Raw genomic sequence first — 25,845 nt, forward strand, 5'->3', positions numbered from 1 at the left:
CTTGCGGTTCTCCCTCTTCTCCCCGGCGGGGATAAGGTGGCCCGCAGGGCCGAATGAGGGGGCGGCACCGAAATCGCCGAGAAAGCCCCCTCATCGCCTCGCATACGCTCGGCACTTCTCCCCGCGGGGGAGAAGGGGGAGGTTACCAGATGACCAAGAAATCGCCGAAGCCGAAACACCGCCTCATCCTTTTGCGCCACGCCAAATCCGCCTGGCCGGACGGTGTGGCCGACCGTGAGCGGCCTTTGGCGGAGCGCGGACGCAAGGCCGCACCCGTCATCGGCGCCCATATGGCGCGTGAAAAACTGATTCCCGATCTCGCCCTCGTCTCGCCCGCGCGCCGCGCGCAGGAGACGTGGAAACTCGTTCGCGAGGCCCTGTCGAAAAAGGTCGCCGAGCGCGAGACGCCTGATATCTACGAGGTTGCGGCCGAGCGCATCCTCGAGGTGATCCGCACCGTCGAGCCCGCTATCCGCACCCTGCTGATCGTCGGCCACAATCCGGGCATGGAGAATGCCGCGTCGCTGCTGGTTGCGGATGGCGATGCGGATGCCATGGGCCGCATGAAGGCGAAGTTCCCGACGGCTGGCCTTGCCGTCATCGACTTCGATGTCGACGGCTGGGACGAGGTTGCAGCGGGCAGCGGTTATCTCAAGTGGTTCGTGACGCCGCGATCCGTGGGCTGAGGCGGACAAGGAGGATGGATGTCATGCCGCGTCCAGCCGAAAAATGGCCCAGATGTTGCAATCCGCGTGGCACTCTTCCGGGTACCGCTCCTTCAGGTCGCGCTGAACCTCTCTTGCCCTGCTGTAGCTTTGCAGCAAACCCTTTGTTGACAGCTCGGCATTGGCAAAGACATCCGGAAAGCCGCCGCAGTTGGTAAGCGCGCTGACGCCCTGGTCCTGGTCCAGGAGGTCATAGCCGACAAATCGAAAGCGATCGCCCAGACCTTCCCGGACCGCCTCTTCCGTTGGATTGCGCAGAACCGCGAGGATGTTGAGGTTCGCGGGCGCGCCGAGTTGCTGCTTCAGGAAATCGAGATCGGTGAAGAAGTTGAGCATGCCGTCTTCGTTGACGATGTGATCCCAATAGCTGGCCTTGGTTTCCTTGAGAATGACGGGGCAAAGCATCCCGTCAAGCGAAACGACCTCATCAAGTTGTGTCAGGCCCGACCAGACGATGTAGTCGCGCCATTGCAATCCTTTTGACGGATCGAATTTTTCCACGGCGATATAGAGGGCTGTGTTACCCGATACGTTCCCATCCCTGGCCGTCATCCCACCACCCTCACCACGGTCCCCCGCCGCATCAACCGCAACAGCCGCGTCATCGCGGGCCGGCTGACGGCGACGCAGCCCTCGGTCGGCATATAGCCGGGCTTGGCGAGATGGAAGAAGATGGCCGAGCCGCCATGGCGTTTGCGGCGGCGCAAATTCCAGTCCATCACCAGGCAGACGTCGTAGAGGCCGTCGGCGCGGCGCATCTTTTCGTGGCTTTGCGCGAACGGGGCGGTGACCGGGCGGTTGTAGTTGGCATCGCGCGGTTCGTCGCACCAGAGCAGGTTTTGCGGCGTGAAGCGGAGCGGCAGGGCCGTCGGCGGCGGGGTGATGCGGTCGTGGCGGACATAGCCGCCGATCAGGCGCATGGCGGCAATCGGGGTGGCGCCGTCGCCCTCGCGCTTGCGCGAGCTGATGCCGCCGCGGCCGATCGCGGCCTCCTCGGTACGGCCCGCGAAGGTGAGAAGCGCGCGGCTGTGATTTCCCGGTTTTCTCCTGACGACGATGGTGCGGACGGGATTTGCGGCCTTGCGGGGTTTTCGTCGCATTTTACACACAGTTTTTTGCGTTGTCCGTGAGTGGAAACCACACCATAGCACTACACAACATGTAACAAACGGGTGAAGCTTCCAGGCTTGTTTAAGGTAGCGTTTGAGTTAGTTTCAATCCGGAAGCAAGGAGGGATCTCAGCATGTCGGCCCGCACCATTCTTCTCGTCGACGATGACAACGACCTGCGCGAAACGCTGACCGAGCAGCTGTCCCTCTATGAGGAATTCACCATTCTTCAGGAGCCGACGGCGGCCAAGGGCATCCATACGGCCCGCAACCAGCAGATCGCCCTTCTGGTGATGGATGTCGGCCTGCCGGACATGGACGGGCGCGAGGCGGTCAAGCTCCTGCGCAAGGGCGGCTTCAAGGCACCGATCATCATGCTCACCGGCCACGACACCGATTCCGACACGATCCTCGGGCTGGAGGCGGGCGCCAACGACTATGTGACCAAGCCTTTCCGCTTCGCCGTGCTGCTTGCCCGCATCAGGGCGCAGCTGCGCCAGCACGAGCAGAGCGAGGATGCGACCTTCACCGTCGGTCCCTATACGTTCAAACCGGGGCAGAAGCTGCTGACGCTGGAAAACGGCCAGAAGATCCGGCTCACCGAAAAGGAAGCGGCGATCATCCGCTATCTCTATCGCGCCGACCAGAAGGTGGTGACGCGCGACGTGCTGCTCGAAGAGGTCTGGGGCTACAATTCCGGCGTGACGACCCACACGCTCGAGACCCATGTCTACCGGCTGCGCCAGAAAATCGAGCGCGACCCTTCCAATGCGGAGATTTTGGTGACAGAGAATGGCGGGTACAAGATCGTTCCCTGAAGACATGGGGGCGTGACGACACCCGGCCTTATGCTTCCTGCGAGGTATTCCCTTGTCGCTGAATGACGACATCGCCCTTCTGTCCCTCGTGCCGCTATTTGCGGATATCGACGACGACAAGCTGCGGCTGATCGCCTTCGGGGCCGAGCGCCGCCGGCTGAGCCGGGGCCAGCAGCTGTTTCGCGAGGGCGCACCGGCCGATTGCGCGTTCGCCATTGCCAGCGGCTCGTTCAGTCTCACCCGCAGCCAGGTAGATGGCAGCGTCGAGGTCGTCGACACGGTCGGCCGCGGAACGCTTCTTTCGGAGCTGGCGATGATCTCCTTCGTCGAGCGCAAGTTCACCGCGACGGCGGAGGAAGACAGCGAGGTGATCCGCATCAACCGGCCGCTGTTTCGCCGCATGCTGGAGGAATATCCGGAAGTGGCCGTCGTCGTCGAAGCGCGGATCAAGGACAATCTGCAGACGATGATCCGCAACGTGCAGAAGCTGGCGCCGAAATTCGGGTGACAGCTCTCACAAATCGAAGTGGGCAATCACCGGCACGTGGTCGGAGGGGCGGTCCCAGCCGCGGGCTTCCTTCAGGATATCGACGCGGGTCAGGTGCGGCGCGAGATCGGCGGAGGACCAGACGTGGTCAAGGCGGCGGCCGCGATCGGCGGCTTCCCAGTCCTTGGCGCGGTAGCTCCACCAGGTGTAGAGCTTTTCCGGCGCCGGCGTGTGCTGGCGCATCAGATCGACCCAGGCACCGCCGGTCATGACGGCGGTGAGGCCCTCGGTTTCGACCGGGGTGTGGCTGACGATCTTCAAAAGCTGCTTGTGCGACCAGACGTCGTGCTCGAGCGGCGCGATGTTGAGATCGCCGACGAGGATCGACGAGATGCCCGCCTCGCTTTCGGCATGCAAGAGTTTCATCTCGTCGATGAAATCGAGCTTGTGGCCGAATTTCTGGTTGATCGCGCGGTCCGGCTCGTCACCGCCGGCGGGAACATAGAAATTGTGCAGGCGAATCGTCCTGGCCGATTTCTCGAACACCACGGAGAGATGGCGGGCATCGCCGACGCCGCAATAGTCACGCCGGTCGGTCAGTTCGTGCAGCGGCAGGCGGGAAATGGTGGCGACGCCATGGTAGCCCTTCTGGCCGTGTATGGCGATGTGCTCGTAGCCGAGCGCCTTCAGCGGCGAAAACGGAAACAGATCGTTCGGGCATTTGGTTTCCTGCAGGCAGAGAATGTCCGGCGACCATGTCGTCAGCAGATGTTCGACCAGCGGCATGCGCAGGCGCACCGAGTTGATGTTCCAGGTCGCGATCGACAATGCCATGCGGGAGTCTTTCCTAGGATGTGCTTTCGTTGAAGCGGACGTCATATTTCACAATAGGCGACAGTGGCCGTCTCACCCCCTCTGCCCTGCCGCAATCTCCCCTCAAGGGGGAAGATTCGCTTGGGGCTGGCCTCTTGCTCCCAACCTCCCGCCTTGAGGGGAGATGTAACGAAGTGACGAAGCGGGTATTTCCGATGCTGTCGTGCACCGCGGTCATAAGGGCTTTTTTCGCACTTGGCCATTGGATTTGCAGCCGATATTGACAGTTGCGTCTGGTGATATCTACTGCCGTTCAGGTTTCATTTGCCGCGATCATTGCTGCGCGGCTTTTCCCCGAAAGGTCCTGCATGATCCGCCATCTCGACCCCGAGGACTTCGACATCTTTCGCCGCATCCGGCTCGAGGCCTTGCGCGCCGAGCCTGCCGTCTTTGCCAGCAGCGCCGCGGACTGGGAAAAACTGCCGGATGACGAGTGGCGCCGCCGCCTGACCAGCGCTGCCGTCTTCGTCGATTTTCACAAGGAAGAGCCGGTTGCCATCATGGGGCTCATCCGGCAGGGCGCCAGCAAGATGGCCCACCGGGCAACCATCGTCATGGTTTATGTGCGTCGCGACCGGCGCGGCGGCGGTCACGCGAAAGCGCTTCTCGAAGCGATTGTCTGCCATGCCCGGAACGCCGGTATCCGGCAATTGGAGCTTGCCGTCAGCGCCGAAAACCCGGCTGCCATCCGGTTTTACCGGCGGGAAGGTTTTGTCGAGGTCGGCCGCATCGCCGGCGGCACGATCCACGAAGGACGGGAGATCGACGAGATCCTGATGACGCGGCGCATCGACGCAGAGGCGTCATCGGCGTGATGTTGCTACAGCGTCCCTTTGCGGACGGGATCACTTAGACTTGTTGCGCACGTCGTCGTAAGGGATCTGGAAGACCTTGTCGTCCATCGGCACGCCGTTCTTGACGTTGAAGATCATCACGGACGTGTCCTTCTTCTGCGCATCGGTGATCGTCCATTGGCGCAGGTCATAGGTCTTCGGGTCGAACATCAGGGTGATCGTCGCATCGCCGAAGACGCTTCTGTCGCCGAGCACGATGGTGATCAGGTCGGCCTCTTCCTTGACGTCGCGCACCATCTTGCCGGTCAGGTCGATATTATCGGACAGGAGCAGCTTCAGCGGCGTCTTCGACAGGGGATAGATATCCCAGGTCTTCATTTTCTGGTTGCCGATGACGACCGACTTGCCGTCGGCGATGACGCGCATCGGCGAGGGGGCCTCGTAGTTGAAGCGGATCTTGCCGGGACGACTGATATAGAACTTGCCGCCCGTCTGCTCGCCGCGCGGGCCGAACTGCACGAACTCGCCGCTCATCGTCTTCACCGAGGCGAAATGATCGGCGATCTTCTGGGCGATGCCCGCCTGCGCCCGGGCGGCCTCGGCGGGAAGGCCGATGAAGGCAACGGCGGCAAGGGTTGCGAGACCACCGACGAGCCATCGGCGCGGCAGCGAAAACGCGTGCTTCTGTCCGCGGCGGCCGGTTGCGGTGTCTGTCATGGCAATCTCCTTCATTTCAGTCTCATGTGGAGCGCAAGTGCGGCGCCTTCAAGGCCTTGCCTGCGCCCGTCTTCAATTCGCCGTGAGGTCACGCGGGCCCTTCATCGAGGCCAGCGCGACGAGGGCATGCGTGGCGTCAGCGGCCGGTGATTTCGCTTTCGGTGGGCACCAGAATCTCGCGCTTGCCGGCGTGATTGGCCGGGCCGATGATGCCCTCCTGCTCCATGCGCTCGATCAGCGAGGCGGCGCGGTTGTAGCCGATGCCGAGGCGGCGCTGGACGTAGGAGGTCGAAGCCTTGCCGTCGCGCAGCACGATGGCGACGGCCTGGTCGTAAGGGTCGTCGGATTCGGCGAGATTGGAGGTACCGGCCGGACCGCCGCTTTCGCCGTCCTCGTCGTCATCCTCGGTAATGGCGTCGAGATATTGCGGGGCGCCTTGCGTCTTCAGGTAGGCGACGACGTCCTCGACCTCGGTGTCCGACACGAAGGGACCGTGGACGCGCTGGATGCGGCCGCCGCCGGCCATGTAGAGCATGTCGCCCATGCCGAGCAGCTGCTCGGCACCCTGTTCGCCAAGGATGGTGCGGCTGTCGATCTTCGAGGTCACCTGGAAGGAGATGCGGGTCGGGAAGTTGGCCTTGATCGTGCCGGTGATGACGTCCACGGACGGACGCTGCGTTGCCATGATGACATGGATGCCGGCGGCGCGGGCCATCTGGGCGAGCCGCTGGACGGCACCTTCGATGTCCTTGCCGGCAACCATCATCAGGTCGGCCATCTCGTCGATGATGACGACGATATAGGGCATGGGGGCCAGGTCGAATTCTTCCGTCTCGTAGACGGCTTCACCGGTCTGACGGTCGAAGCCGGTCTGGACGGTGCGGCTGATCTGCTCGCCCTTGGCCAGCGCCTGCTCGACGCGGCTGTTGAAGCCGTCGATGTTGCGCACGCCGATCTTCGACATCTTCTTGTAGCGCTCCTCCATCTCGCGCACGGTCCACTTCAGCGCGACGACGGCCTTCTTCGGATCGGTGACGACCGGCGAGAGCAGATGCGGAATGCCGTCATAGACCGACAGTTCAAGCATCTTCGGGTCGATCATGATCAGGCGGCACTGCTCGGGCGTCAGGCGATAGAGCAGCGAGAGGATGAAGGTGTTGATGGCGACCGACTTGCCGGAGCCGGTGGTACCGGCAACGAGCAGATGCGGCATCTTGGCGATATCGGCAATGACGGGCTCGCCGCCGATATTCTTGCCGAGCGCCATGGCGAGCCGTGCCTTGCTCTGTTCGAAATCGCGGCTGCCCAGCAGTTCGCGCAGGTAAACGGTTTCGCGGCGCTGGTTGGGCAGTTCGATGCCGATGGCGTTACGGCCGGGCACGACGGCGACGCGGGCGGCGATCGCTGACATCGAGCGGGCAATGTCGTCGGCAAGGCCGATGACGCGCGACGACTTGATGCCGGGCGCGGGCTCCAGCTCATAGAGCGTGACGACCGGGCCCGGGCGGACATGGATGATCTCGCCCTTGACGCCAAAATCCTCCAGCACGCCTTCCAGCATGCGGGCGTTCTGTTCCAGCGCGTCGGCCGACAGCGTCGCGTCGCGCGCGACATTCTTCGGCTCGGCGAGGAAATGCAGTGGAGGCAGGACGAAATTCTCCTCGTCGGAGACGAAGGAGGCCTGTGCCTCACGCTCGATGCGCTGGCCCGTCTTCGGGCGCGGCGCGGCCGGGATGACGCGTCCGCTCGCCTGGGCCGGCGGCTGCTTGCGCGGTGCTGGCACCGGTGCCCAGTCGGCGGCGACATCGTCGTCCTCGTCATCCTCGGGCATGATGCCGGCCGGCCGGCGTCCGGCGTCAAGGAAATCGTCTTCCTCGTCATCGTCGATCGACATCGGCGGTGCTGTAACGACGCGGCGCTCGCTGCGGTCGAGCGAAGGCTCGACCCGCTCGGTGCGCGACATGGGCTTCGGCCGCACCGGCTCGTTCAGCGTGCCGAACTCGTCGGTGTTGAAATCATAGGGTTCGTCGTAATGGCGCGAGGCCGGCTTGCGGCGGCCGCTGAGGCCGAACAGCCGGCGCAAACGCGCCTGGGCGGTGAAGCGCATATGGGTGAGCGCCCCGGCAATCACCATGACGATGCCTTCGGATTCGTCGTCCTCCAGTTCGTCGCGGACGGTGCGCGCCTTGCTCGGCGTCGGAGCCGGCACCGCAATATCCTCCTCCGGATCGGATACGCCGATCAGGCCGGCGCTGTAGACCAGGAAATAGGTGGCTGGCAGGGCAAGCAGGATGCCGAGCACCGTGCCGAACGTGCCGGACGGAAAGGTGCCGGTGAAAAGCGCCGGGAACCGCAGGATCATGTCACCGAAAACACCGCCGAGGCCGCTCGGCAGCGGCCAGGTGACCGGCGCCGGGATGCAGCCGAGTGCTGCGGAGGCGAGCACCGAGCCGCCGAACCATGCGGCGGCGCGCTTGAGAATGTGGTCGAAGGGCTTGCTGAAGATCAGCACCAGGGCCCAGGCAACGACGGGAAGCAGCGCCACGACGCTGGCAATGCCGAAGAACTGCATGAAGATATCGGCGAAGGCCGCGCCCGTGTAGCCGAGAATATTGGTCGGGGCATCCGCGGTCGCATAGGAGAAGCTCGGATCGGAGACGTTCCAGGTCGACAAAGCGGCGACGGCGAAGCCGAGCGCGACGAACAATGAGAAGCCTGCCAGCGCGGCCACCTGCCTCAAGACAAATGTGGAAAGCACAAACCGGTTGGACCGGTTGTCGAATACCGCCTGATTGCTTCTGCTCATGGTGACCTGCTGCCCGTTCGTCTGCAAAGCGCAATGCGCACATGTTTCCACCGTAAGCAGAGGAGGGTTAAAGCCCTATTAACCTTGACGCTTCGTTTACGCGAAACGCGCCTGCCGCGCCGGTTTTCCACGGCCGGGGCAAACCGGCCACAAAAAAAGCCCGGATGCGAGATCCGGGCAAAGATGCGGTTTCGTGAAACACGAAGCCGCGACGGGACTGTGAACGGAGCCGGTTTTGCCGGCTCCGTAATTTCTCAGGAGTGGTATGCAGCTTCGCCGTGCGACGACAGGTCGAGACCTTCGCGCTCGGCTTCGACCGTGACGCGCAGGCCGACGATCACGTCGACGATCTTGTAGAGGATCGCCGAGCCGATGCCCGACCACAAGAGCGTGACGATGACACCCTTGAACTGCGACCAGACCTGCGCTGCCGTTCCGGCATAGCCGGCGGCGAAGTCGGCGGTCGAATAGTCGACGATGCCTGCGCCACCCAGCGCCGGGTTGACGAATACGCCGGTCAGCAGCGCGCCGAGGATACCGCCGATGCAGTGAACGCCGAAGACGTCAGCCGTATCGTCGTAACCGAACTTGTTCTTCACGGTGGAGACGAAGAAGTAGCAGATCGGCGAGACGACGAGACCCATGACGATGGCGCCCATCGGGCCGACGAAGCCGGCGGCAGGCGTGATGACGACGAGGCCGGCAACCGCACCCGATACGGCGCCGAGGATCGAGGCCTTGCCGCGGGTGAAGGTTTCGACGACCGACCAGGAGATGACGGCGGCAGCGGCGGCGACGAAGGTGTTGATCATGGCGAGCGCGGCATAGCCATTGGCTTCAAGGTTGGAGCCGGCGTTGAAGCCGAACCAGCCGACCCACAGAAGGGAAGCGCCGACCATGGTAAGCGTCATGGAGTGCGGAGCCATCATGTCCTTGCCGAAGCCGGTACGCTTGCCGATCATCAGGCAGCCAACGAGGCCCGCGATGCCGGCATTGATGTGAACGACGGTGCCGCCGGCGAAGTCGATGGCGCCGAAGCCGAAGATCAGGCCGGACGGATCGGCATAGAGGCTCGGGCCGCCCCAGAACCAGACCATGTGGGCGATCGGGAAGTAGATGAAGGTCAGCCACAGGATCGTGAACAGGATCACCGCGGAGAACTTCACGCGTTCGGCGAAGGCGCCGACGATGAGGCCGGGGGTGATGGCGGCGAAGGTCATCTGGAAGATGACGAATGCCAGTTCCGGAATGACGACACCCTTCGAGAAGGTTTCAACGACGGTCGTCGTGTCGACGCCGGCAAGGAACAGCTTGGAGAAGCCGCCGACGAAGGAGTTCAGGCTGCCGCCGGCCGTGAAGGCCATGGAATATCCATAGACCACCCAGACGACCATCGCGACGGAGGCGATCATCAGCACCTGCATGAGCACGGACAGCATGTTCTTCGTGCGCACGAGGCCGCCATAGAAGAGGGCGAGGCCAGGAACCGTCATCAGGAGCACGAGCGCCGAGGACACGAGCATCCAGGTGGTATCGCCCTTGTCCGGGACCGGCGCTGCGGCCACGGCTTCAGCGGCGGCCGGCGCCGTTTCCTGCGCGAAGGCAATGGCTGGGGCGAGGAAGGCTGCAACTGCAGCGCTCACGCGTCCAAGAGAGGTGGAAAGTTTGAATGAGGACATCTGAAATATAGCTCCCTGAACGGCCGTGACTTACAGCGCTTCTGAATCGGTTTCGCCGGTACGAATGCGCACCGCATGGTCAATCGAGTAGACGAAGATCTTGCCATCGCCGATCTGGCCGGTCTTGGCCGAGGATGCGATCGCCTCGACGGCCTTGTCGACGATCTCGGAAGCGACGGCGATTTCGATTTTCAGCTTCGGCAGGAAGCTGACGGCATATTCGGTGCCACGGTAGATTTCCGTGTGTCCCTTCTGGCGCCCGTAACCCTTGACCTCGGTCACGGTCAGGCCCTGAATGCCGACAGCGGTGAGGGCTTCGCGAACCTCATCGAGCTTGAACGGCTTGATAATGGCCATCACAATTTTCATCTGGTTTCCCATCCTTGTTCATCTTCGGCTCGGGGCCGTCTCTCCTTGCCGCCGAGCACAAATTCCCCAACGACCGTGCATTGCTATTCAAGGCGCGTGCCAGATTCGAAATGGGGTCTTAACCCTATGAAAAGACATGGAAACGCCACATTTTGCCGGAGGGCGCCGGCAAAATGTTAAAAAAACGTCAATTTAAACGATGAAAAAATGGGCAAAAAATAAAAAATGACGCTTTTTTATTCAGATGCCTTTTTCCGGATCAAGCCTTCCTGGGCAACCGAGGCAATCAGGACACCGGAGCGATCAAAAAGGCTGCCGCGGGTCATGCCGCGCGCGCCGAACGCGCTCGGGCTGTCCTGGGTGTAAAGCAGCCAGTCGTCCATGCGGCAGGGCCGGTGGAACCACATGGCGTGATCGAGGCTCGCCACCTGCAGGTCGCGGTCGAAGACCGAGGTGCCGTGGGCGTAGAGCGCCGTGTCGAGCAGCGTCATGTCGGAGATATAGGCAAGCACGGCCGCCTGGATATGGCGTTCGTCCGGAACGGTTCCGACGGTCTTCACCCAGACGTCCTGCACCGGCTCCAGCGTGTCGCGCGAGAAATAGTGCTTGAGCGACACCGGCCGGACTTCGATCGGCCGCGGGCGTTCCCAGTAGCGGCGGATGGCCTCGGGCGCATTCACCAGGAACTTCTCCTTGATGTCCTGCTCGCCCATCAGGCTTTCCGGCGGCGCCACGTCCGGCATGGCGATCTGGTGGTCGAAACCGTCTTCGTCGAACTGGAAGGAGGCCGACAGGGCAAAGATCGCCTTGCCGTGCTGGATGGCGACGACGCGGCGGGTGGCGAAGCTCGATCCGTCACGGATGCGGTCGACATCGTAGATGATCGGAACGGTGGGATCGCCCGGCCGCATGAAATAGGCATGCAGCGAATGCACGTAGCGGCCTTCGCTGACGGTGCGCTGTGCCGCCACCAGTGCCTGGCCGATGACCTGCCCGCCGAAGACGCGCTGCCAGCCGACCTGGGGCGAGCGGCCGCGAAAGAGATTCTCCTCGAGTTTCTCCAGGTCCAGCGTCCGTAGAAGAACATCCATCGGGCCAGGGGTGTCATTGGGGCGCGACATTTCGGCAATCTCCAAGGGCAGAATGGCGCCGGTGGTAGGAAGGCGCGTGCCAATGATCTATATAGGCGAGAAGCAATGCTCAAGAGCGACGGGAGAACTGAGATGATCGATGTGGTGATTGCGGGCGGCGGTTATGTCGGCCTGTCGCTGGCCGTATCCGTCAAGAAGGCGGCGCCGCACCTGGCCGTAACCCTGATCGACGGCGCCCCCGAACATGCCTGGAAGAAGGACGAGCGCGCCTCGGCGATCATCGCCGCCGCCGCCCAGATGCTCGACGTGCTCGGCATCTGGAGCGAGATCGAACCGGAAGCCGAGCCGATCAAGCGCATGGTGATCACCGATTCGAAAACCGCCGATCCGGTCCGTCCGGTGTTCCTGACGTTTGAAGAGGGCGGCGTCGACGGCCGGCCCTTTGCCCATATGGTGCCGAACGTGGCGCTGGTCGGCGCCCTGCGCAAGGCTGCCGCCGCGCTCGGTGTCGATATCCGTGCGTCAGCGGTCGCGAAGGATTTCAAGAGCGGCGATCATAGCGTCGCCGTCACCCTGGCGAGCGGCGACGTGATCGAGGCGCGGCTGCTGGTCGCCTGCGACGGCGTACGCTCGAAACTGCGCGATGCGGCAGGCATCAAGACGGTGGATTTCGACTATGGCCAGTCCGGCATCGTCACTACCGTCGAGCACGAGCGCCCGCATGACGGCACGGCGGAGGAGCATTTCCTGCCGGCCGGACCTTTCGCAACGCTGCCGTTGAAGAACAACCGGTCCTCGCTGGTCTGGACGGAGCTGACGCGGGATGCGGAGCGACTGATCGCCAGCGACGACCTCGTCTTCGAGGAAGAGCTGGAGCGGCGTTTCGGCCACAAGCTCGGCGCGCTCAAGGTCGTCGGCGCGCGCCAGGCCTTCCCGCTCGGCCTGACGCTGGCGCGCGATTTCATCGCCCCGCGTTTCGCCCTTGCCGGCGATGCCGCCCATGGCATCCATCCGATCTCCGGCCAGGGCCTCAATCTCGGCTTCAAGGATGTGGCGGCGCTGGCGGAGACCATCGTCGACGCCGATCGGCTGGGTCTCGATATCGGCTGGCTTGCGGTGCTCGAGCGCTACCAGAGCTGGCGGCGTTTCGACACGTTCCGGATGGGCGTGACGACGGACGTGCTGAACCGGCTGTTTTCCAACGACGCCACGCCGATCCGGGCGCTGCGCGATTTCGGCCTGGGGCTCGTCGATCGCATGCCGTCGCTGAAGGCTTTCTTCATCCGGCAGGCATCGGGGCTTGGCGGGCAGGGTGAGCCGAAGCTGCTGGGTGGTCAGCCGATCTAACGTAGGAAGAGTGCCTCTCTCCCAGCAGGCGGGGAGAGGGGACTTGGCCCGGAGTGCCGCTTCGTCCTCCTCCCGTCACGACTGGATGACGGCTATCAATGCATGGAAATGACGGAACGGTGATTGCAGCGATCAATCCTCGATCTTGCGTGCCTCGGAGATCAGCATGATGGGAATGCCGTCGCGGATCGGATAGGCGAGCTTTGCCTTTTCCGAAATCAGTTCGTTGTCGGCGGCGTTATAGCTGAGTCGGCCCTTGGTCAGCGGGCAGACGAGAAGTTCGAGCAGTTTCGGGTCCACGCGGCTGGTCCTGTCTTCCATCATTTGCGCCTACTGCAGGATGGTCTCGATGTCGCCGAAGCTGCGGGCAAGCACGATCTCGGTGATGGCGATCAGTGTTTCGGCGCGGGTCTTGAGGTCGGGGGCTTCCAGCAGCGCCTGTTTCTCGGCCGGGCCGTAGGGCGACATCATTGCCATGGAATTCACCAGGGTGGCATTGCTGGCCCGCTCGACGCTTTCCCAGTCCGCCTCCAGCTTGTTGGCGTCGAGATAGGCCTTGAAGGCGGCAAGCAGGGCTTTCCGGTCGACCTGCGCCTCGTCATCCGGTCCGTTGAGATCGGTGGCGAAAGGCGCGATCCGGAAATTGCGGTAGCCCTTCGTCGGATGCAGCTCATCGAACAGGCGGAAGCGGCAGATGCCGGTGAGCGACGTCAGGTAGCGGCCGTCTTCCATCTCGGCAAACGAGGTGATCCGGCCGATGCAACCAACCTGGCAAAGCGCCTGCACATGCGCCTGGCCCGCTTCTTCGCGCGATTCGCCGAAGAAGGGCTGGATCATGCCGATCAGGCGGTTTCCCGCCAGCGCATCGTCGAACATGGCAAGGTAGCGCGGCTCGAAAATGTTCAGCGGCAATTGCGAGCCGGGAAGCAGAAGCACGCCCGTCAGCGGAAATACCGGCAGCGTCTCCGGCAGGTCCTGGGGCCTGAGATAACGTGCATTTCCAACTTGCATTTCTGACCATACCCCGTCGCTGTCAGGCGCTTTCTTGGCGAGTGCGGCCTCGCCGCCGCTTAAGGACAAGAAATGGTGCGCCCACCTGAAATCTCAAGGGAGCGCGTCACAAAGCTGTCACGAGAACAGGATCGACGACAGCTTCCGCCGTGCGGAGAGCGTTGCCGGATCCATCGGGCCCCAGATGTCGAAGAACTGCAGAAGTTCGCGCCGCGCGCCATCGTCCTCAAAGGTCCGGTCCCGCTTCATCACCTGCAGGAGGTGATCGGCGGCTGCCGCGCGGTCGCCCTCGACATTGCGGATCTTGGCAAGCTTGATGCGCGCGCCGTGATCGTCGGGATTGGCGGCAAGGATCTGTTCCAGCGCATCGGGGTCGCCGAGCTTGCGGGCTTCCTCGATCTGGCCGAGTTTTTTCAGGACGGCGACGATGTTGGCGTCCTTGGCCAGTGTATCGGACAGATTGGACAGGACGTCGCGTGCCTGTTGCAGCTCGCCCGCCTCGATCATGCAGTTGGCAAGGCCGGCCAGCGCCGCGGCATTTTCCGGATCCGCCTGCAGCACCGCGCCGAAAAGGCCGGCGGCATTCTGAAGATCGCCCTGATCGAGCAGCGTCTTTGCCTCGGTCAGCGCCGCCTCGATCTCGGCTGCCCGGTCATCGACCACGGGACCGGCGATCTTGTCGATGAACTGGCGGATCTGGCTTTCCGGCACTGCGCCCATGAAGCCATCGACCGGGCGGCCCCCGGAAAAGGCGATGACGGCGGGGATCGACTGGATGCCGAGCTGGCCGGCGATCGACGGATGATCGTCGATGTTCATCTTGACGAGCTTGACGCGGCCTTGTGCCTCGGTGACGACCTTCTCGATCATCGGCGTCAGCTGTTTGCAGGGCCCGCACCAGGGGGCCCAGAAGTCGACGAGAACCGGCTGTTGGCGCGAGGCCTCCAGCACGTCGCGGGAAAAGCTGGCGGTCGTCGTATCCTTGATGAGGTCGCCAGCCGCCGCCGTTGCGGGAGCCTTGGCCGCCGCGCCGCCATAGCTGGCCGTCGCCGTCATCTGGTTGCCATAGGATCCTGCATAGGGGTTATCGCTGCCGCTCATCCATGTCTCCTCGCGGGCGTTTTCGTCCGTCTGCCCGTCACTGCTCGGTTTCCCGTCAAAGATCGTATGTCAGGACGCCACTTTCAAGACAAGCGGTTCGTGTCCCGTCGCCTCGATAAAGCGCAGGAGATCCTTGGAGGCGATCGATGTCGTCGCATCATTGGCAAGCGGGTGGCAGTTGACGGTCGCCTCCTTCATCAGAGCCTCGTCGACAATGATCTTCACTTGTTTTTGCGTGTCGTTGATCACCCCGAAAGCGGTGACCGCGCCGGGAACGACGCCGAGATATTCCATCAGCTTCTCCGGTCTGCCGAAGGAAACCTTGCTGGCACCGCCAATGATCGTATGCACGGTCTTCAGGTCGACGGTTGCGTTCTCTTCGACGGTGAGCAGGAAATAATTGTCCTTCTTGTCCTTCACAAACAGGTTTTTTGTATGTCCGCCGGGGATCTCGTCGCGCAGCGCGACCGATTCGGCGACGGTAAAGACCGGCGCGTGCCGCTTGGTCGTGTGCTCGATGCCGAGGCTGTCCAGAAACTGGAACAATTCGTCCTGCGTCTTCGGCTGCACTTCACTCATGGCGGGTTCCTTCGTCTTGAAAATGGCGGTCCTGATTTACGGCGAAGGGCAGACAAGCGCAATCTATGCAATTGCGAAGGCCGCAAAACGCCCTGTTTTCAGGGAGTTGCGACGTTCCTGCAAAAATTTCTTCGGCAAGCCGTCATTTCCCTGTTGCATTTGGAAAACGGCTGGGCCATATAGCGCCCGTCGCCGCAACGCAGCGACCTTCGGCCACCGACTACCCCAGGCCGTCGACAATGAGCGGGTGTAGCTCAGGGGTAGAGCACAACCTTGCCAAGGTTGGGGTCGGGCGTTCGAATCGCCTCACCCGCTCCATTCTTCCAAGACGTCGCAAGCCTCGGTTCGCCGGGGCTTTTGTGTTTTTCGGCGTGGGTGACACGAGGCGCTCACGGCTTCGCAAGTCAGGGTTCCCCACACGGCTGCGAATTCGTCAGGCGAAGCGATCCGCTCTGCAGCGAGCAATTGCGCCGACAATCCCGTTCGTTGTAGATATTTTCCGCCGCTTGATTTTGGAGGAGACGCGCATGGACCGATATACGGGCGGTTGTCTGTGCGGAAACGTCCGCATCGTGGCCTCGGGTAGCCCATACCGGGTCGGCCTATGTCACTGTCTCGATTGCCGCAAGCATCACGGGGCCCTTTTTCACGCTTCCGCGATATTCCCGCAGGATGCGGTGACGATCGACGGCGAAACGCGCGACTACGCCGGGCGGTTCTTCTGTCCCCGATGCGGCTCGTCCGTTTTCGCCCGCACCGCAGACGAGATCGAAGTGAACCTCGGATCCCTGGATACTCCCGACCAGCTGATGCCAACCTACGAAAGCTGGATCATCCGTCGCGAATCGTGGTTGCCGCCGTTTCCGCTTGCGAGACGATACGACCGCGATCGTGACGCTACGAGCCGCTTCGAGGAATAGCGCGCATAAGGGCAGGCGCCCCGCCCTTTCGAGCTGACAAACATGGATGCCTTGATCGGCATCCGCAACCGGATGCTCGTGGAAAGCGCCTTCGACAGGTAAGGGAAGATCCGCGGCCAGGACCGTAGCCGATCGGCTCAGCCACGTACCGGTGCTTGCAGCCGCTGCGTTTTCCGCTCTTCCGCCCGGTGATTTTTCACCTTGCCGCGCAGATGCCGGGCGATCTCGCGCAGGCCGACTTTTCCGCCGCGCCCCATCCCGGCAAGCAGCAGATCTGCGGCAATCCAGGGGTGTTTGCGCGCGAGGCGCAGGAGGACGTGGGCGACGGCCGCCGCTGCGGCGCGATCGCTGATGGAGGGGCCGAAGCGCTTTTGAAGGAAGCGTTCCAGCCGTCGCTCCTTGCCTGGGAATTCCCGGTGCGACGTCGGCCTCAGTGGACGGCGGCGCCCTGTCGAGGGCCCTTGTTTGCGCGCCTCCGCGCTTTCGCCTGCTTGCGCATCTTTTTTGGCAAGGCTGCATCCGCCGCATCCCGGACCACCTCCGTTGCGGCCTCGGCCGCGCTGCGGATGGCGTCTCCGGCAAGGCCGAGGACCCTAGCTCCCTTGCGTGCGCCCTTCTTGGTCGTGGCGGCAATCTCCTCGCGTTCCTCGACGAGGATGGCGGCAGCGGCGCCGGCTCCGGCGGTCAGTGCGTTCGCGAGCACGTTGCGGCCGATATTGCTGGCGAGCAGCGTCCGGATGACGGATGACTTGCGGATAGTCTTTGGCACCTTGTAACCGGCGACCTTCTTCGGGATCCTGTTCTTTGCCATGTCGGTTCTCCTTCCTGGCAGTGAACGCAGGAGAACGCCGGCTGTTCCGGAATTTCTTTAGCCGGCAGCCCGATTATGCCCAGAGCGGGCCTTCAGGATGTGCAGCAGCGCTCAGCCGCGCCCCACATAGGGCATCTTTGTCGCCATCACCGTCATCGACAGGACGTTGGCGTCGAGCGGCAGGCCGGCCATGTAGACGACGGCGTCGGCGACAAGCTTGGCGGGGATGGTCGGCTCGCTGGCGGTCTCGCCATTCGCCTGCAGCACGCCGCCACCCATTTTCGCCGTCATGTCGGTCGAGGCGTTGCCGATGTCGATCTGGCCGCAGGCGATGTCGAAGGGGCGGCCGTCGAGTGCTGTCGATTTGGTCAGGCCGGAGACGGCGTGTTTCGTCGCGGTATAGGGCGCCGAGAAGGGGCGAGGCGTCGAGGCGGAGATCGAGCCGTTGTTGATGATACGGCCGCCCTGCGGCGTCTGCGCCTTCATCAGCTTCATCGCCTGCTGGGTGCAGAGGAAGGCGCCGGTCAGGTTGGCGGCGACGATGGCATTCCACTGCTCGAAGGTGATGTCTTCCATCGGCACGGCCGGCAGGCTCATGCCGGCATTGTTGACGAGCAGATCGAGGCGGCCGAAATCGTGGCGGATGGTCTGGAAGAGGGTGGCCACCGATTGCGGATCGCCGACATCGGCGGCGAAGGCCCGGACCGTGCCGGTGGTATGGGCGGCCATTTCGCGTGCGGTCGCCTGCAGAACGTCGGAGCGGCGGCCGGAGATGACGACGGTGAAGCCGCTTTCGACGAGCGCCTCGGCAATGGCGCGGCCGATGCCGGTGCCGCCGCCGGTCACCAGTGCTATTCTGTCGTGGGTCGGTGTCGTCATCGGTCAATCCCTCCGCGGCTCAGGCGATTGCCTATCTCAGCAGGATGTCAGTTCCGGGTAAAGACGTAGTCGGTTTCCTGCCTGAGCGTTTCCCCCGGCCGCAGCACGGCCTCAGGGAAACCGGCATGGTTGACCGCGTCGGGCCAGATCTGCGTTTCCAGGCAAAAGCCGGCGAAGGGACCGTAGCGGCGGCCTTCGAGGCCGGGGACTGGGACGTTCATCTTGAAGCCGGTGTAGAACTGCACGCCGGGTTCGGTGGTGCGGACTTCCAGCGAAACGCCCGAATTGATGCTGCGCACCAGCGCGACGGATTGCTTGGGGCCGCGGGCGTCGGCGAGGCAGAAATTGTGGTCGTAGGCGATTTTCTCGCCTTCCATTTGGCGGCGCAGCGGCGTCATGGAGCGCAGGTCGAAGGCCGTGCCCTCGACGGCGCGGATTTCGCCGGTCGGCACCTGCAGCGCGTCCGTCGGCAGGTAGTGATTGGCAGCAATCATCGCGTCGTGGCCCAGTGCGTCGGCGGCGCCGTCGAGATTGAAATAGCTATGCTGGCAGACATTGCAGATGGTCGCGCGGTCGGTCGTGCTCTCGTAGACGACATTGAGCACGCCGCCGTCGGTGACGGTGTACGTGCAGGTGACTGTGCAATTGCCGGGATAGCCGGCCCGGCCGTCGGGATCGGTGATCTCAAGCACGACGCGGTGTTCGGCGCGGGCGAGGATCCTCCACAGCCGCTTGGCAATGCCGTCGCTGCCGCCGTGCAGGTGGGTCACGCCCTTTTCGTTCAATTCGAGCTGATAGGCCGTGCGGTCAATCGAAAAGCGGCCACCGCCGATGCGGTTGGCGTTGCGGCCCGGCGTCGCGCCGAAATAGGGGGAGTGATCGAGATAGTCCTGAAAATTCTCGAAGCCGAGAACCAGCGGTGCGGCGTGGCCGTCGAGGCGCAGGTCCTGGATGACCGAGCCCCAGGTGAGGATATTTGCGGTCAGCCCGCCGCCGCGGATGGTCAGGCGGTGAACCGGTTCGCCAGACGGCAGATGGCCGAAGATTTCAGTTTCTGTCTGCACGGCTTTATCCTCCACTTATTCCGGCGGCAAACTGCGTCATTTCGTGCAGCGCGGCAACCGAAAAGTCATACAATTCACGACGGATCGCCGCCGCGGCCGATCCTGTTCACAGCATCTTCTGGTAGACGATGAAAGGCGACTTCGCTGCGATCCGGTCGTAGAGCTGGCGGGCCGTGGCGTTGAATTCCTGCGTCATCCAGTAGACCTTCGGCGTCCCTGCCGCCTGCGCCCTTACATAGACCGCCTCGATCAGCGCGCGGCCGATCCCCTGTCCGCGCACGTCCGGATCGGCATAGAGGTCCTGCAGATAGCAGACCGGATTTTCAAACCAGCAGGAGCGGTGGAAGAGGAAATGCGTGAGCCCGACCGGCCGGCCGTCGAGCACCGCCAGCAGACCGGCAAACTCATGCGCGTCGCCGCTCAAGAGGCGTGAGAAGGTCAGCGCATAGATCTCCTCCGGCAGGGTGGTTTCGTAGAAGGCCAGATAGGCCTTCCACAGACGGCGCCAGTCGGCTTCGTCGGCGCGCTCGAGCGGCCGAATGACCAGATCGGCCGTCATGTCCTGCCCTTCCCGATATCGGCGAGATCATAGGGCGTCGTCTGGTAGATATCGTTGATCCAGTTGCCGAACAACAGATGCGCGTGGCTGCGCCAGCGGTTCTGTGGCGGCAGTTCCGGGTCGTTGTGGGGGAAATGGTTGTGCGGCATCTTGATCGGCACGCCGGCATTCACGTCGCGGAAATATTCCTCCGACAGCGAGGTCGAATCATATTCGACATGGTTGAAGACGTAGAGGCGGTTGCCGGCCTTCTCATGCACGAAGCAGACGCCCATCTCGTCGGATTCCATCAGGATTTCCAGTCCCGGCACCTTCTCGATATCGGCGCGGCGCACTTCGGTCCAGCGCGATACCGGGATCTGGAAATCGTCGGAGAAGCCGTTCAGATAGACCGACGACGGGTTGAGATTGTGGTGACGGTAGACGCCGAAAGCCTTTTCCTTCAGCGTGTGTTTCGGCACGCCGTGGAAATGGTAGATCGCCGCCATGGCGCCCCAGCAGATGTTGAGCGTCGAATGGACATGGGTGTGCGTCCAGTCGAAGATCTCTCGCATCTCGCCCCAGTAGGTGACGTCCTCGTAGTCCAGCGTCTCGACCGGCGCGCCGGTGATGATCAGGCCGTCGAACCTGCGATGCTTGACCTCGTCCCAAGTGTCGTAGAAGGCGAGCAGATGGTCTTCCGGTGTGTTCTTCGCCTTGTGGCCGCCGAGCCGGATCAGCGAAAGCTCGACCTGCAGCGGCGTGGCGCCGACGAGGCGCGCCATCTGCACCTCGGTCTTGATCTTGTTCGGCATGAGGTTCAGGAGCCCGATCTGCAGCGGGCGGATGTCCTGGCGGATCGCCGCGGTTTCGGTCATCACCCTGACGCCCTCTTTCACGAGGGTTTCAAAAGCGGGCAGCGTATCGGGAATCTTGATGGGCATGGGCAACACTCGGGTCAGGATAAGCGGAACAAAAAAACCGGCAACGACAAGATCGCTACCGGCCCGCTTTGCTTGCGCATGCACGGCCCTTTAGCAACTTGTTTAACGTGGCTGCAAGCCGGCCGGCCAAATCACCACGAATGCGGATATAGCGCCGCGAACGGCTAAAATCAATGGTGGCGCATGGCCACAGCGGCCTATCGGCCTGCAACCTAGCCGCCAGTTCCGTCAGTTCCTTCCGAGGCAAGTTTGGAGCAATCGCCATCTTGAGGGGATGCCCGCTTCCGGCGCTTTGTGGGCGTCAGGCAGGGATGATGGTGTCCCGCGCCAGCCGCTTCGGCGCCGCCGGCTTATGGAGATCACGCCGGTCAGACGCTTGTTGCGTCCCGGCAGAGGGAGAACTTGAACCTCGCACATGCCGCGCACACCGTCATCACTATTCTCCTCCAGGCAATAATCGACATCTGTATCGCCGCCCAGGCCTTTGGCCAGGGCGTATTCGGGCTGCCGCTCAAAGGTTGTGTGGCTGATCCCAGGCAACATCACGAATTGCTCGAATGTCTGGAACGCTGCGGCGGCGCGGGTCGCTGTCCGGTAGGAGGCGTTTGGCGTCTTGCCGGCAAGGTTCGTCTGCGCTGACCACAGAGACTGACCGGCGCTCCCCAAATGGTCGCCCAGCGACTGATAGGCCACCATCAGGCCGGTTGCGAGCTGAGGCGGATCGACGACCGGGAAGCGGCCACTCTGCTTGACGTAGGAGGCCATGAGATAGGGCATATCGTCTTCGCCCAGGCGGGCGTGGTCCACATACTGCACCCGAACGGGGCCCGTGCCACGGTGCTTCAGGTCCAGCATGTCGGCTGCCTTGCTGGAAAGGTCGATGATGCGACCGTGGTGAAAGGGACCGCGATCGTTGACGCGCACGACGAGCGACGAACCGTTTTCAATATTGGTCACGCGCACATAGCTGGGCAGCGGAAGGGTCGGATGCGCGGCAGAAAGGTGATCCGGGTCGTAAATTTCGCCGTTTGCGGTCAGGCGCCCGCGAAACGCCGAGCCGTACCAGGAAGCGACGCCCCTCTTGTCGTAGTTCGGCTCTTCCTTCGGATGATAGCGCTTGCCTCTCACCACATAGGGCTTGCCGATCACATAGCGGCCGCCGCCCTTGTGAATTTTCTTGCCGTAGGCGACCCGCGGGCCCGCCTTCACGCCGTATGCCTTTTCGGAAATATATCCCTTGCTGTCCGGCGCTTGCGTGGTCGTGCAGGCAGCACAGCTGCAGCAGACCATCGTGATCGCCAGCCATCGCAGGCCTCTGACAGCCGTCCTTACATCAAACCCCATGCGTCCAACGCTGGCGACAGCCCTCCGTGCATCTGCGGCAAGCCCGTCACGCGCTTGCAGTCCGCTGTGCATCGGGTCGAGGGACAGACGGCTTTGCAGCTGAGGCACTCGTCGATGTATTGCTGCATTCTGGGGACGGCCCATAAATTCGCTCCTTCCGCGTATAGAAGCGGAGCCGATGCCAAAAGGTTCCATTAGTACATGCGAATATACGCCGCCTTTTCATTTGGGCCGGTCGCTGACGACGCCACCGCGGAGGCCGGCGCGTGGCAGTGGTAGGACTGCAGCTTCGCCTCGAGGCACGGAGCGGTTATCGTGCAGCCACGGAACAGGCGGGCCTTGGGGCACTTTGCCGTCCCAGTTCGAACTGGAACCGTTAAATCTCGGACTGTTTGGAACGCGCTGCCTACCCAAAATCCGGGGCGTGTGCTATGTTCGGCGATGTCGAAGGTCACTGTCATGCGCGGGTTGCTGGCATTGGTAGCGTTGATGTTCGCGGCGACGATGGTGGCCGCGGGGGATCGCTTGTTTGATGCCGTTGCAGCCGGGGATGCCGGCGCCGTCGAGCAGGCACTTGCAGCGGGCGCGGCTGTCGACGCTCGGGCACCCGACCAGGCAACGCCTCTCATCAACGCCGCTCTCGCCGACCAGCCCGCGATCGCCGAATTGCTGATCGGCAAAGGCGCCAATGCCATGGCGCGCAATTCGGGCGGCTTCACGCCGCTTCACGCCGCGGCCTTTTCCGGCAGTGTGCCGATCAGCAAGCTCTTGCTCGACCACGGCGCGACGCTCGACGATGCGGCCAACAAAGCCGGTGTGACGCCTCTGATGGTCGCGGGCGAGGAAAATCACGTCGCCCTGGCGACGTTTCTGATCACCGAGGGCGCCGATGTCGGCAAGGCGGAGGTGCACGGCTACACGCCGATCACGCGGGCATTCTGGAAGGGCAACACGGACATCGTCCGGCTTTTCAAGCGGCATGGCGCGACCTGCCCTCCGGCCAGCTTTCTCGGTGAGCAAGATTACGCGAAGTGCATGGAAATTCGCGATTGAACAGGAGACACAAATGGATGCGATAAGCAAAAGGCGCTTCACGCGCGGCATTCGCGGTTCAGTGGCGTTGTTCGCCGTGGTTGGCGCAGCGGCCGCCGGCGGATCATCGGCTTTCGCCGACGACTCGGTGAACACCGGCTACTTCGGCGGCGTGGCGATCATGGGATACGACACGGTAGCCTATTTCACCGAAGGCAGAGCGACGAAGGGCTCCGAGAAATTCTCCTACGAATGGCTGGGGACGCCGTGGCATTTCGCCAATGAGAAACACCGCGAAATGTTCATCACCGAACCAACCAAATATGCGCCTCAATATGGCGGTTACTGCGCGGGCGAGGTCGCGCTCGGGTCGGTCACGATCAATATCGATCCGGAAGCCTTCAAGATCATCGATGGCAAGCTCTACCTGATCTACGCCAAGGACGCGGCGGAGTGGTTCGCCGCCCACGCGGCTGAGGAAGTGCCGAAGGCCGAGGAAAACTGGCCGAAGGTCGCCGCCAATCTCGAACTGGACCAGTATCACTAACCACGACGGGATCGCGTCTATTCCGTCGGTGAGAAGTGGAAGACCTTGCTGGAGTTGGCGTAGGTATAGCCGGTTTCGCCGGGCGGCTCTGTTCGCCTGTAGACCGGACCGCAATCGGCCTGACCGAAGGCATTTTCACTTTGCTCGCAGAGCATGTCCCTTTTGACGAAGACGCGCTCGGTCATCATCTGCGTCATCGAGCGGAATGCCGCCTTGCCGTCGGGTTCGATCTGCATGAGCGCCGGGCTTCCCGAGGGCTCGGTCTTTCCCCGCAGGAGTTTGCCAACGACGATGCTTGCGATCTCGTCACCGTTCAGCCGGTCACGCTCGTCGCCCTTGAAGCCGAACGGCCATTCCGGCAGGCCGGCCTCGCGCAGGGCATCGAGGATGGAGGCGAGATCCCGCTCGTTGCGGAAATGGCCAAAGCTGAGCCGCCAGCCCGCCAGGCAATCGCTTCGGGGAAATAGGCGTAGACCATCGGCGACGACCGCGCGGGCATCATCAATGCGACCGGCCCCGACATAGGCCAGAGCGAGCGGCGTTGCGAAATCGCCGTTGCCCGGCGAACCATCGCGAGCGCGTTCAAAATTGTCGAAGGCCTTCGTGTTGTCGCGCAGCAGGTAAAAGACCAGACCTGCCGTGAGCCGATCAACGGCGGAGAGGTTCGGATCGTATCGCAGCGCGGTCTCGACGGCGACTGCAGCTTCGGCATGGTTGCCGGCAAACAATTGAACGTAGGCAACCGCCATTTGCGCTTCGGCATCGGCGGAGCCAAGCGACACGGCCTGCTGCGCCGTGGCGATCGCCTGCTCGTAGCGGCGGTCGACGACCTGCATGACGGCAAGAACGGCGTAGGGCGACGACAGGTCGGGATCGAGCGCCAGGGCGCGGCTCGCCTTGTCGTAGGCTCTTTTTCGCGCCAGCGCGCTTTGGAGGACGTCGTCGTAGGCGCTGCGCCAGACATAAGCGGTGGCCCGGGCGTCGGCTGCGAAGGCGTCTGCAAAACCCGGGTCGAGCGCCTCCGCCTTGTCAAAGAGCGCCAGAGCCTCGAGCATCCGGGACCGGCGACCGGTGCGCGCCGCCTGCTCGGCCCTCAGGTAGTAGTCATATGCTTCGAGATTTGCGGTCGGCGGACGGGCAAGCTGCTCGGTCTCGGACTGAGTGAGTTGCAGGCCGAGCGCTTCGGCGATCTGCCGGCTCATTTCGTCCTGCAAGGTGAAGACGCTTCCCGCGGCGCGGTCAAATCGGTTCGCCCAGAGATGGTCGCCGCTTGCGGCATCGATCAGTTGCGCATTGACGCGGATTTTTTCGCCGGTCCGCTGCGCGCTGCCCTCGATAACGAAGCGGACGCCGAGATCGCGGCCGATTTCGGGCAGAACGCGGGCCTTACCTTTGTAGGCGAACACCGAATTGCGGGCGATGACGTCAAGGTCCGAGAGCTTGGCGAGATCGGTGATCAGGTTGTCGGTAATGCCATCGGTGAAATAGTCCTGGTCCGGGTCGCCGCTCAAATTGATGAACGGCAACACCGCGACGGACAGCCGTTGCGGCGCAAACGCCCCTTGCCATGTAAACACAATTGCGACGGCCGTGATCAGCAGCGCTGCGACCGTTGCCAGGATCATGGCCCGTCGACCCGGTCGGCGTCCAGCGGTAACGACTTTTCCCGCCTGCGAGGGGTCGAGCAGAACGCGGTAGACGCGAACCGGGTCGGCGATATTTTTCAGGTGCTGCTCACCAAGAGCCGAGAAGCCGACATCGGCCTTGTGGACCGCGTGATCGAAGGCTGTGCCGGATATGCAGATGCCGCCGGGCTGGGCCAGCCCCTGCAGTCGGGCGGCGATGTTGACGCCGTCGCCATAGATGTCATCGCCCTCGACAATGATGTCGCCGAGATTGACGCCGATGCGAAACTGAATTCGCCGTGTCTCGGATACGCCCTGATCGCGGCCGGCCATTTTCCGCTGGATCGCCGCGGCACACTGGACGGCGTCGACAATGCTCGCGAACTCAACCAGCGCACCATCGCCCATCAGCTTGATGATCCGGCCGTGGAACTCTTCGATAGCGGGATCGACCACCTCCCGGCGGCAGGCCTTCAGCCGGGCCAGCGTGCCGCCCTCGTCCTCTCCCATGAGCCGGCTGTAGCCGACCACATCGGAATCAACTATCGCGGTGAGCCGCCTCTCCATGTCTCTGCCCACCCTTTCGATCGTCGACAAGCGAAAGCCGGGCATTCTACCACGTCAAAGGCCCGCAG

27 protein-coding genes, 1 tRNA gene and 1 riboswitch are annotated in these 25,845 nt (G+C 62.9%); of the genes, 9 read left to right on the forward strand and 19 right to left on the reverse strand.

Going from position 1 to position 25,845, the window contains the following annotated elements:
• Window positions 1-149 precede the first annotated feature (149 nt).
• Window positions 150-686 (forward strand): SixA phosphatase family protein, encoded by a 537-nt coding sequence (locus A3AY_RS0125810; protein WP_018328573.1) that lies wholly within the window; start codon window positions 150-152, stop codon window positions 684-686.
• A gap of 21 nt (window positions 687-707) precedes the next feature.
• Here A3AY_RS0125810 and A3AY_RS0125815 read toward each other — a convergent pair whose 3' ends face one another.
• Window positions 708-1,277: a hypothetical protein gene (locus tag A3AY_RS0125815; protein ID WP_018328574.1), complete on the reverse strand. Its 570-nt coding sequence runs from the start codon at window positions 1,275-1,277 to the stop codon at window positions 708-710.
• Window positions 1,274-1,825 (reverse strand): L,D-transpeptidase family protein, encoded by a 552-nt coding sequence (locus A3AY_RS0125820; protein ID WP_018328575.1) that lies wholly within the window; start codon window positions 1,823-1,825, stop codon window positions 1,274-1,276. Before A3AY_RS0125820 ends, A3AY_RS0125815 begins: the two co-directional genes overlap by 4 nt.
• A 143-nt stretch (window positions 1,826-1,968) precedes the next feature.
• Here A3AY_RS0125820 and A3AY_RS0125825 point away from each other — a divergent pair, with 143 nt between their 5' ends.
• Entirely contained in the window at window positions 1,969-2,652 is a 684-nt protein-coding gene (locus A3AY_RS0125825; protein ID WP_018328576.1) for a response regulator transcription factor, read from the forward strand.
• A 52-nt stretch (window positions 2,653-2,704) separates the two neighbouring features.
• Window positions 2,705-3,160 (forward strand): cyclic nucleotide-binding domain-containing protein, encoded by a 456-nt coding sequence (locus A3AY_RS0125830; protein ID WP_018328577.1) that lies wholly within the window; start codon window positions 2,705-2,707, stop codon window positions 3,158-3,160.
• A 6-nt stretch (window positions 3,161-3,166) separates the two neighbouring features.
• Here the strand turns inward: A3AY_RS0125830 and A3AY_RS0125835 are convergent, their stop codons facing one another.
• Window positions 3,167-3,973 carry an exodeoxyribonuclease III gene (locus A3AY_RS0125835; RefSeq protein WP_018328578.1) on the reverse strand — a complete coding sequence of 269 codons (807 nt, stop codon included), beginning with the start codon at window positions 3,971-3,973 and terminating at the stop codon, window positions 3,167-3,169.
• Between the two features lie 347 nt (window positions 3,974-4,320).
• Here A3AY_RS0125835 and A3AY_RS0125840 point away from each other — a divergent pair, with 347 nt between their 5' ends.
• On the forward strand, window positions 4,321-4,827 hold the full coding sequence (locus A3AY_RS0125840; protein ID WP_018328579.1) for a GNAT family N-acetyltransferase: 507 nt from the start codon (window positions 4,321-4,323) through the stop codon (window positions 4,825-4,827).
• Between the two features lie 30 nt (window positions 4,828-4,857).
• Here the strand turns inward: A3AY_RS0125840 and A3AY_RS0125845 are convergent, their stop codons facing one another.
• From A3AY_RS0125845 to tesB, 5 genes are all read right to left on the reverse strand, one after another.
• A complete protein-coding gene (locus A3AY_RS0125845) occupies window positions 4,858-5,523 on the reverse strand; it encodes an outer membrane lipoprotein carrier protein LolA (RefSeq protein WP_026203831.1) in 666 nt (221 codons plus the stop codon).
• Window positions 5,524-5,659: 136 nt separating this feature from the next.
• Window positions 5,660-8,329, reverse strand: a complete 2,670-nt coding sequence (locus A3AY_RS0125850; protein WP_026203832.1) for a DNA translocase FtsK — start codon at window positions 8,327-8,329, stop codon at window positions 5,660-5,662.
• 254 nt (window positions 8,330-8,583) lie between these two features.
• Window positions 8,584-10,008, reverse strand: a complete 1,425-nt coding sequence (locus tag A3AY_RS0125855; RefSeq protein WP_018328582.1) for an ammonium transporter — start codon at window positions 10,006-10,008, stop codon at window positions 8,584-8,586.
• Window positions 10,009-10,038: 30 nt separating this feature from the next.
• The gene (locus A3AY_RS0125860; protein WP_018328583.1) at window positions 10,039-10,389 is read right to left on the reverse strand and encodes a P-II family nitrogen regulator; all 351 of its coding nucleotides are present in this window, start codon (window positions 10,387-10,389) and stop codon (window positions 10,039-10,041) included.
• Between the two features lie 224 nt (window positions 10,390-10,613).
• Entirely contained in the window at window positions 10,614-11,498 is an 885-nt protein-coding gene (gene tesB / locus A3AY_RS0125865) for an acyl-CoA thioesterase II (RefSeq protein ID WP_018328584.1), read from the reverse strand.
• A 102-nt stretch (window positions 11,499-11,600) separates the two neighbouring features.
• Here tesB and A3AY_RS0125870 point away from each other — a divergent pair, with 102 nt between their 5' ends.
• Window positions 11,601-12,815 (forward strand): ubiquinone biosynthesis hydroxylase, encoded by a 1,215-nt coding sequence (locus A3AY_RS0125870; RefSeq protein WP_018328585.1) that lies wholly within the window; start codon window positions 11,601-11,603, stop codon window positions 12,813-12,815.
• Between the two features lie 132 nt (window positions 12,816-12,947).
• Here the strand turns inward: A3AY_RS0125870 and A3AY_RS0125875 are convergent, their stop codons facing one another.
• From A3AY_RS0125875 to A3AY_RS0125890, 4 genes are all read right to left on the reverse strand, one after another.
• Window positions 12,948-13,136 (reverse strand): Trm112 family protein, encoded by a 189-nt coding sequence (locus A3AY_RS0125875; protein ID WP_018328586.1) that lies wholly within the window; start codon window positions 13,134-13,136, stop codon window positions 12,948-12,950.
• A gap of 9 nt (window positions 13,137-13,145) precedes the next feature.
• Window positions 13,146-13,826 carry an LON peptidase substrate-binding domain-containing protein gene (locus A3AY_RS0125880; protein WP_026203833.1) on the reverse strand — a complete coding sequence of 227 codons (681 nt, stop codon included), beginning with the start codon at window positions 13,824-13,826 and terminating at the stop codon, window positions 13,146-13,148.
• A gap of 117 nt (window positions 13,827-13,943) precedes the next feature.
• Window positions 13,944-14,927 (reverse strand): thioredoxin, encoded by a 984-nt coding sequence (gene trxA / locus A3AY_RS0125885; RefSeq protein ID WP_018328588.1) that lies wholly within the window; start codon window positions 14,925-14,927, stop codon window positions 13,944-13,946.
• Window positions 14,928-14,996: 69 nt separating this feature from the next.
• A complete protein-coding gene (locus A3AY_RS0125890; protein WP_018328589.1) occupies window positions 14,997-15,506 on the reverse strand; it encodes a prolyl-tRNA synthetase associated domain-containing protein in 510 nt (169 codons plus the stop codon).
• Window positions 15,507-15,749: 243 nt separating this feature from the next.
• Between A3AY_RS0125890 and A3AY_RS0125900 the strand changes: the two genes are divergently transcribed.
• Window positions 15,750-15,824 (forward strand) — tRNA-Gly (locus A3AY_RS0125900).
• A gap of 209 nt (window positions 15,825-16,033) precedes the next feature.
• Window positions 16,034-16,426 (forward strand): GFA family protein, encoded by a 393-nt coding sequence (locus A3AY_RS36130; RefSeq protein WP_040669231.1) that lies wholly within the window; start codon window positions 16,034-16,036, stop codon window positions 16,424-16,426.
• A 430-nt stretch (window positions 16,427-16,856) separates the two neighbouring features.
• Here A3AY_RS36130 and A3AY_RS0125915 read toward each other — a convergent pair whose 3' ends face one another.
• The 6 genes from A3AY_RS0125915 to A3AY_RS41110 all read right to left on the reverse strand — a co-directional run bounded on the left by A3AY_RS0125915 (window position 16,857) and on the right by A3AY_RS41110 (window position 21,952).
• Window positions 16,857-17,237: a hypothetical protein gene (locus A3AY_RS0125915; protein ID WP_018328592.1), complete on the reverse strand. Its 381-nt coding sequence runs from the start codon at window positions 17,235-17,237 to the stop codon at window positions 16,857-16,859.
• Between the two features lie 111 nt (window positions 17,238-17,348).
• Window positions 17,349-18,116: an SDR family oxidoreductase gene (locus A3AY_RS0125920; protein WP_018328593.1), complete on the reverse strand. Its 768-nt coding sequence runs from the start codon at window positions 18,114-18,116 to the stop codon at window positions 17,349-17,351.
• Window positions 18,117-18,163: 47 nt separating this feature from the next.
• The gene (locus A3AY_RS0125925) at window positions 18,164-19,180 is read right to left on the reverse strand and encodes an aldose epimerase family protein (protein ID WP_018328594.1); all 1,017 of its coding nucleotides are present in this window, start codon (window positions 19,178-19,180) and stop codon (window positions 18,164-18,166) included.
• A gap of 106 nt (window positions 19,181-19,286) precedes the next feature.
• On the reverse strand, window positions 19,287-19,739 hold the full coding sequence (locus A3AY_RS0125930) for a GNAT family N-acetyltransferase (RefSeq protein WP_018328595.1): 453 nt from the start codon (window positions 19,737-19,739) through the stop codon (window positions 19,287-19,289).
• Window positions 19,736-20,662, reverse strand: a complete 927-nt coding sequence (gene metA / locus A3AY_RS0125935; protein ID WP_026203835.1) for a homoserine O-acetyltransferase MetA — start codon at window positions 20,660-20,662, stop codon at window positions 19,736-19,738. Before metA ends, A3AY_RS0125930 begins: the two co-directional genes overlap by 4 nt.
• 70 nt (window positions 20,663-20,732) lie before the next feature.
• A riboswitch (SAM riboswitch) is annotated at window positions 20,733-20,810 on the reverse strand.
• Window positions 20,811-20,890: 80 nt separating this feature from the next.
• On the reverse strand, window positions 20,891-21,952 hold the full coding sequence (locus tag A3AY_RS41110; RefSeq protein ID WP_018328597.1) for a septal ring lytic transglycosylase RlpA family protein: 1,062 nt from the start codon (window positions 21,950-21,952) through the stop codon (window positions 20,891-20,893).
• Window positions 21,953-22,465: 513 nt separating this feature from the next.
• Between A3AY_RS41110 and A3AY_RS0125945 the strand changes: the two genes are divergently transcribed.
• Both A3AY_RS0125945 and A3AY_RS0125950 read left to right on the forward strand, forming a co-directional pair.
• Window positions 22,466-23,059 carry an ankyrin repeat domain-containing protein gene (locus A3AY_RS0125945; protein ID WP_026203836.1) on the forward strand — a complete coding sequence of 198 codons (594 nt, stop codon included), beginning with the start codon at window positions 22,466-22,468 and terminating at the stop codon, window positions 23,057-23,059.
• Window positions 23,060-23,072: 13 nt separating this feature from the next.
• Window positions 23,073-23,585, forward strand: coding sequence for a YHS domain-containing (seleno)protein (locus A3AY_RS0125950; protein WP_018328599.1), 513 nt, complete (start codon window positions 23,073-23,075; stop codon window positions 23,583-23,585).
• A gap of 17 nt (window positions 23,586-23,602) precedes the next feature.
• Here A3AY_RS0125950 and A3AY_RS0125955 read toward each other — a convergent pair whose 3' ends face one another.
• Window positions 23,603-25,777: an adenylate/guanylate cyclase domain-containing protein gene (locus A3AY_RS0125955; RefSeq protein WP_018328600.1), complete on the reverse strand. Its 2,175-nt coding sequence runs from the start codon at window positions 25,775-25,777 to the stop codon at window positions 23,603-23,605.
• Window positions 25,778-25,845: the final 68 nt, after the last annotated feature.

Source organism: Rhizobium giardinii bv. giardinii H152 (genome assembly GCF_000379605.1).
GTDB classification, from domain to species: domain Bacteria; phylum Pseudomonadota; class Alphaproteobacteria; order Rhizobiales; family Rhizobiaceae; genus Pararhizobium; species Pararhizobium giardinii.

Coding starts and splice junctions, on each gene's coding strand:
- A3AY_RS0125810 (WP_018328573.1), top strand. CDS start 150: ATGACCAAGAAATCGCCGAAGCCGAAACACCGCCTCATCCTTTTGCGC.
- A3AY_RS0125815 (WP_018328574.1), bottom strand. CDS start 1,277: ATGACGGCCAGGGATGGGAACGTATCGGGTAACACAGCCCTCTATATC.
- A3AY_RS0125820 (WP_018328575.1), bottom strand. CDS start 1,825: ATGCGACGAAAACCCCGCAAGGCCGCAAATCCCGTCCGCACCATCGTC.
- A3AY_RS0125825 (WP_018328576.1), top strand. CDS start 1,969: ATGTCGGCCCGCACCATTCTTCTCGTCGACGATGACAACGACCTGCGC.
- A3AY_RS0125835 (WP_018328578.1), bottom strand. CDS start 3,973: ATGGCATTGTCGATCGCGACCTGGAACATCAACTCGGTGCGCCTGCGC.
- A3AY_RS0125840 (WP_018328579.1), top strand. CDS start 4,321: ATGATCCGCCATCTCGACCCCGAGGACTTCGACATCTTTCGCCGCATC.
- A3AY_RS0125845 (WP_026203831.1), bottom strand. CDS start 5,523: ATGACAGACACCGCAACCGGCCGCCGCGGACAGAAGCACGCGTTTTCG.
- A3AY_RS0125850 (WP_026203832.1), bottom strand. CDS start 8,329: ATGAGCAGAAGCAATCAGGCGGTATTCGACAACCGGTCCAACCGGTTT.
- A3AY_RS0125855 (WP_018328582.1), bottom strand. CDS start 10,008: ATGTCCTCATTCAAACTTTCCACCTCTCTTGGACGCGTGAGCGCTGCA.
- A3AY_RS0125860 (WP_018328583.1), bottom strand. CDS start 10,389: ATGGGAAACCAGATGAAAATTGTGATGGCCATTATCAAGCCGTTCAAG.
- tesB (WP_018328584.1), bottom strand. CDS start 11,498: ATGTCGCGCCCCAATGACACCCCTGGCCCGATGGATGTTCTTCTACGG.
- A3AY_RS0125870 (WP_018328585.1), top strand. CDS start 11,601: ATGATCGATGTGGTGATTGCGGGCGGCGGTTATGTCGGCCTGTCGCTG.
- A3AY_RS0125875 (WP_018328586.1), bottom strand. CDS start 13,136: ATGGAAGACAGGACCAGCCGCGTGGACCCGAAACTGCTCGAACTTCTC.
- A3AY_RS0125880 (WP_026203833.1), bottom strand. CDS start 13,826: ATGCAAGTTGGAAATGCACGTTATCTCAGGCCCCAGGACCTGCCGGAG.
- trxA (WP_018328588.1), bottom strand. CDS start 14,927: ATGAGCGGCAGCGATAACCCCTATGCAGGATCCTATGGCAACCAGATG.
- A3AY_RS0125890 (WP_018328589.1), bottom strand. CDS start 15,506: ATGAGTGAAGTGCAGCCGAAGACGCAGGACGAATTGTTCCAGTTTCTG.
- A3AY_RS36130 (WP_040669231.1), top strand. CDS start 16,034: ATGGACCGATATACGGGCGGTTGTCTGTGCGGAAACGTCCGCATCGTG.
- A3AY_RS0125915 (WP_018328592.1), bottom strand. CDS start 17,237: ATGGCAAAGAACAGGATCCCGAAGAAGGTCGCCGGTTACAAGGTGCCA.
- A3AY_RS0125920 (WP_018328593.1), bottom strand. CDS start 18,116: ATGACGACACCGACCCACGACAGAATAGCACTGGTGACCGGCGGCGGC.
- A3AY_RS0125930 (WP_018328595.1), bottom strand. CDS start 19,739: ATGACGGCCGATCTGGTCATTCGGCCGCTCGAGCGCGCCGACGAAGCC.
- metA (WP_026203835.1), bottom strand. CDS start 20,662: ATGCCCATCAAGATTCCCGATACGCTGCCCGCTTTTGAAACCCTCGTG.
- A3AY_RS41110 (WP_018328597.1), bottom strand. CDS start 21,952: ATGGTCTGCTGCAGCTGTGCTGCCTGCACGACCACGCAAGCGCCGGAC.
- A3AY_RS0125945 (WP_026203836.1), top strand. CDS start 22,466: ATGCGCGGGTTGCTGGCATTGGTAGCGTTGATGTTCGCGGCGACGATG.
- A3AY_RS0125950 (WP_018328599.1), top strand. CDS start 23,073: ATGGATGCGATAAGCAAAAGGCGCTTCACGCGCGGCATTCGCGGTTCA.
- A3AY_RS0125955 (WP_018328600.1), bottom strand. CDS start 25,777: ATGGAGAGGCGGCTCACCGCGATAGTTGATTCCGATGTGGTCGGCTAC.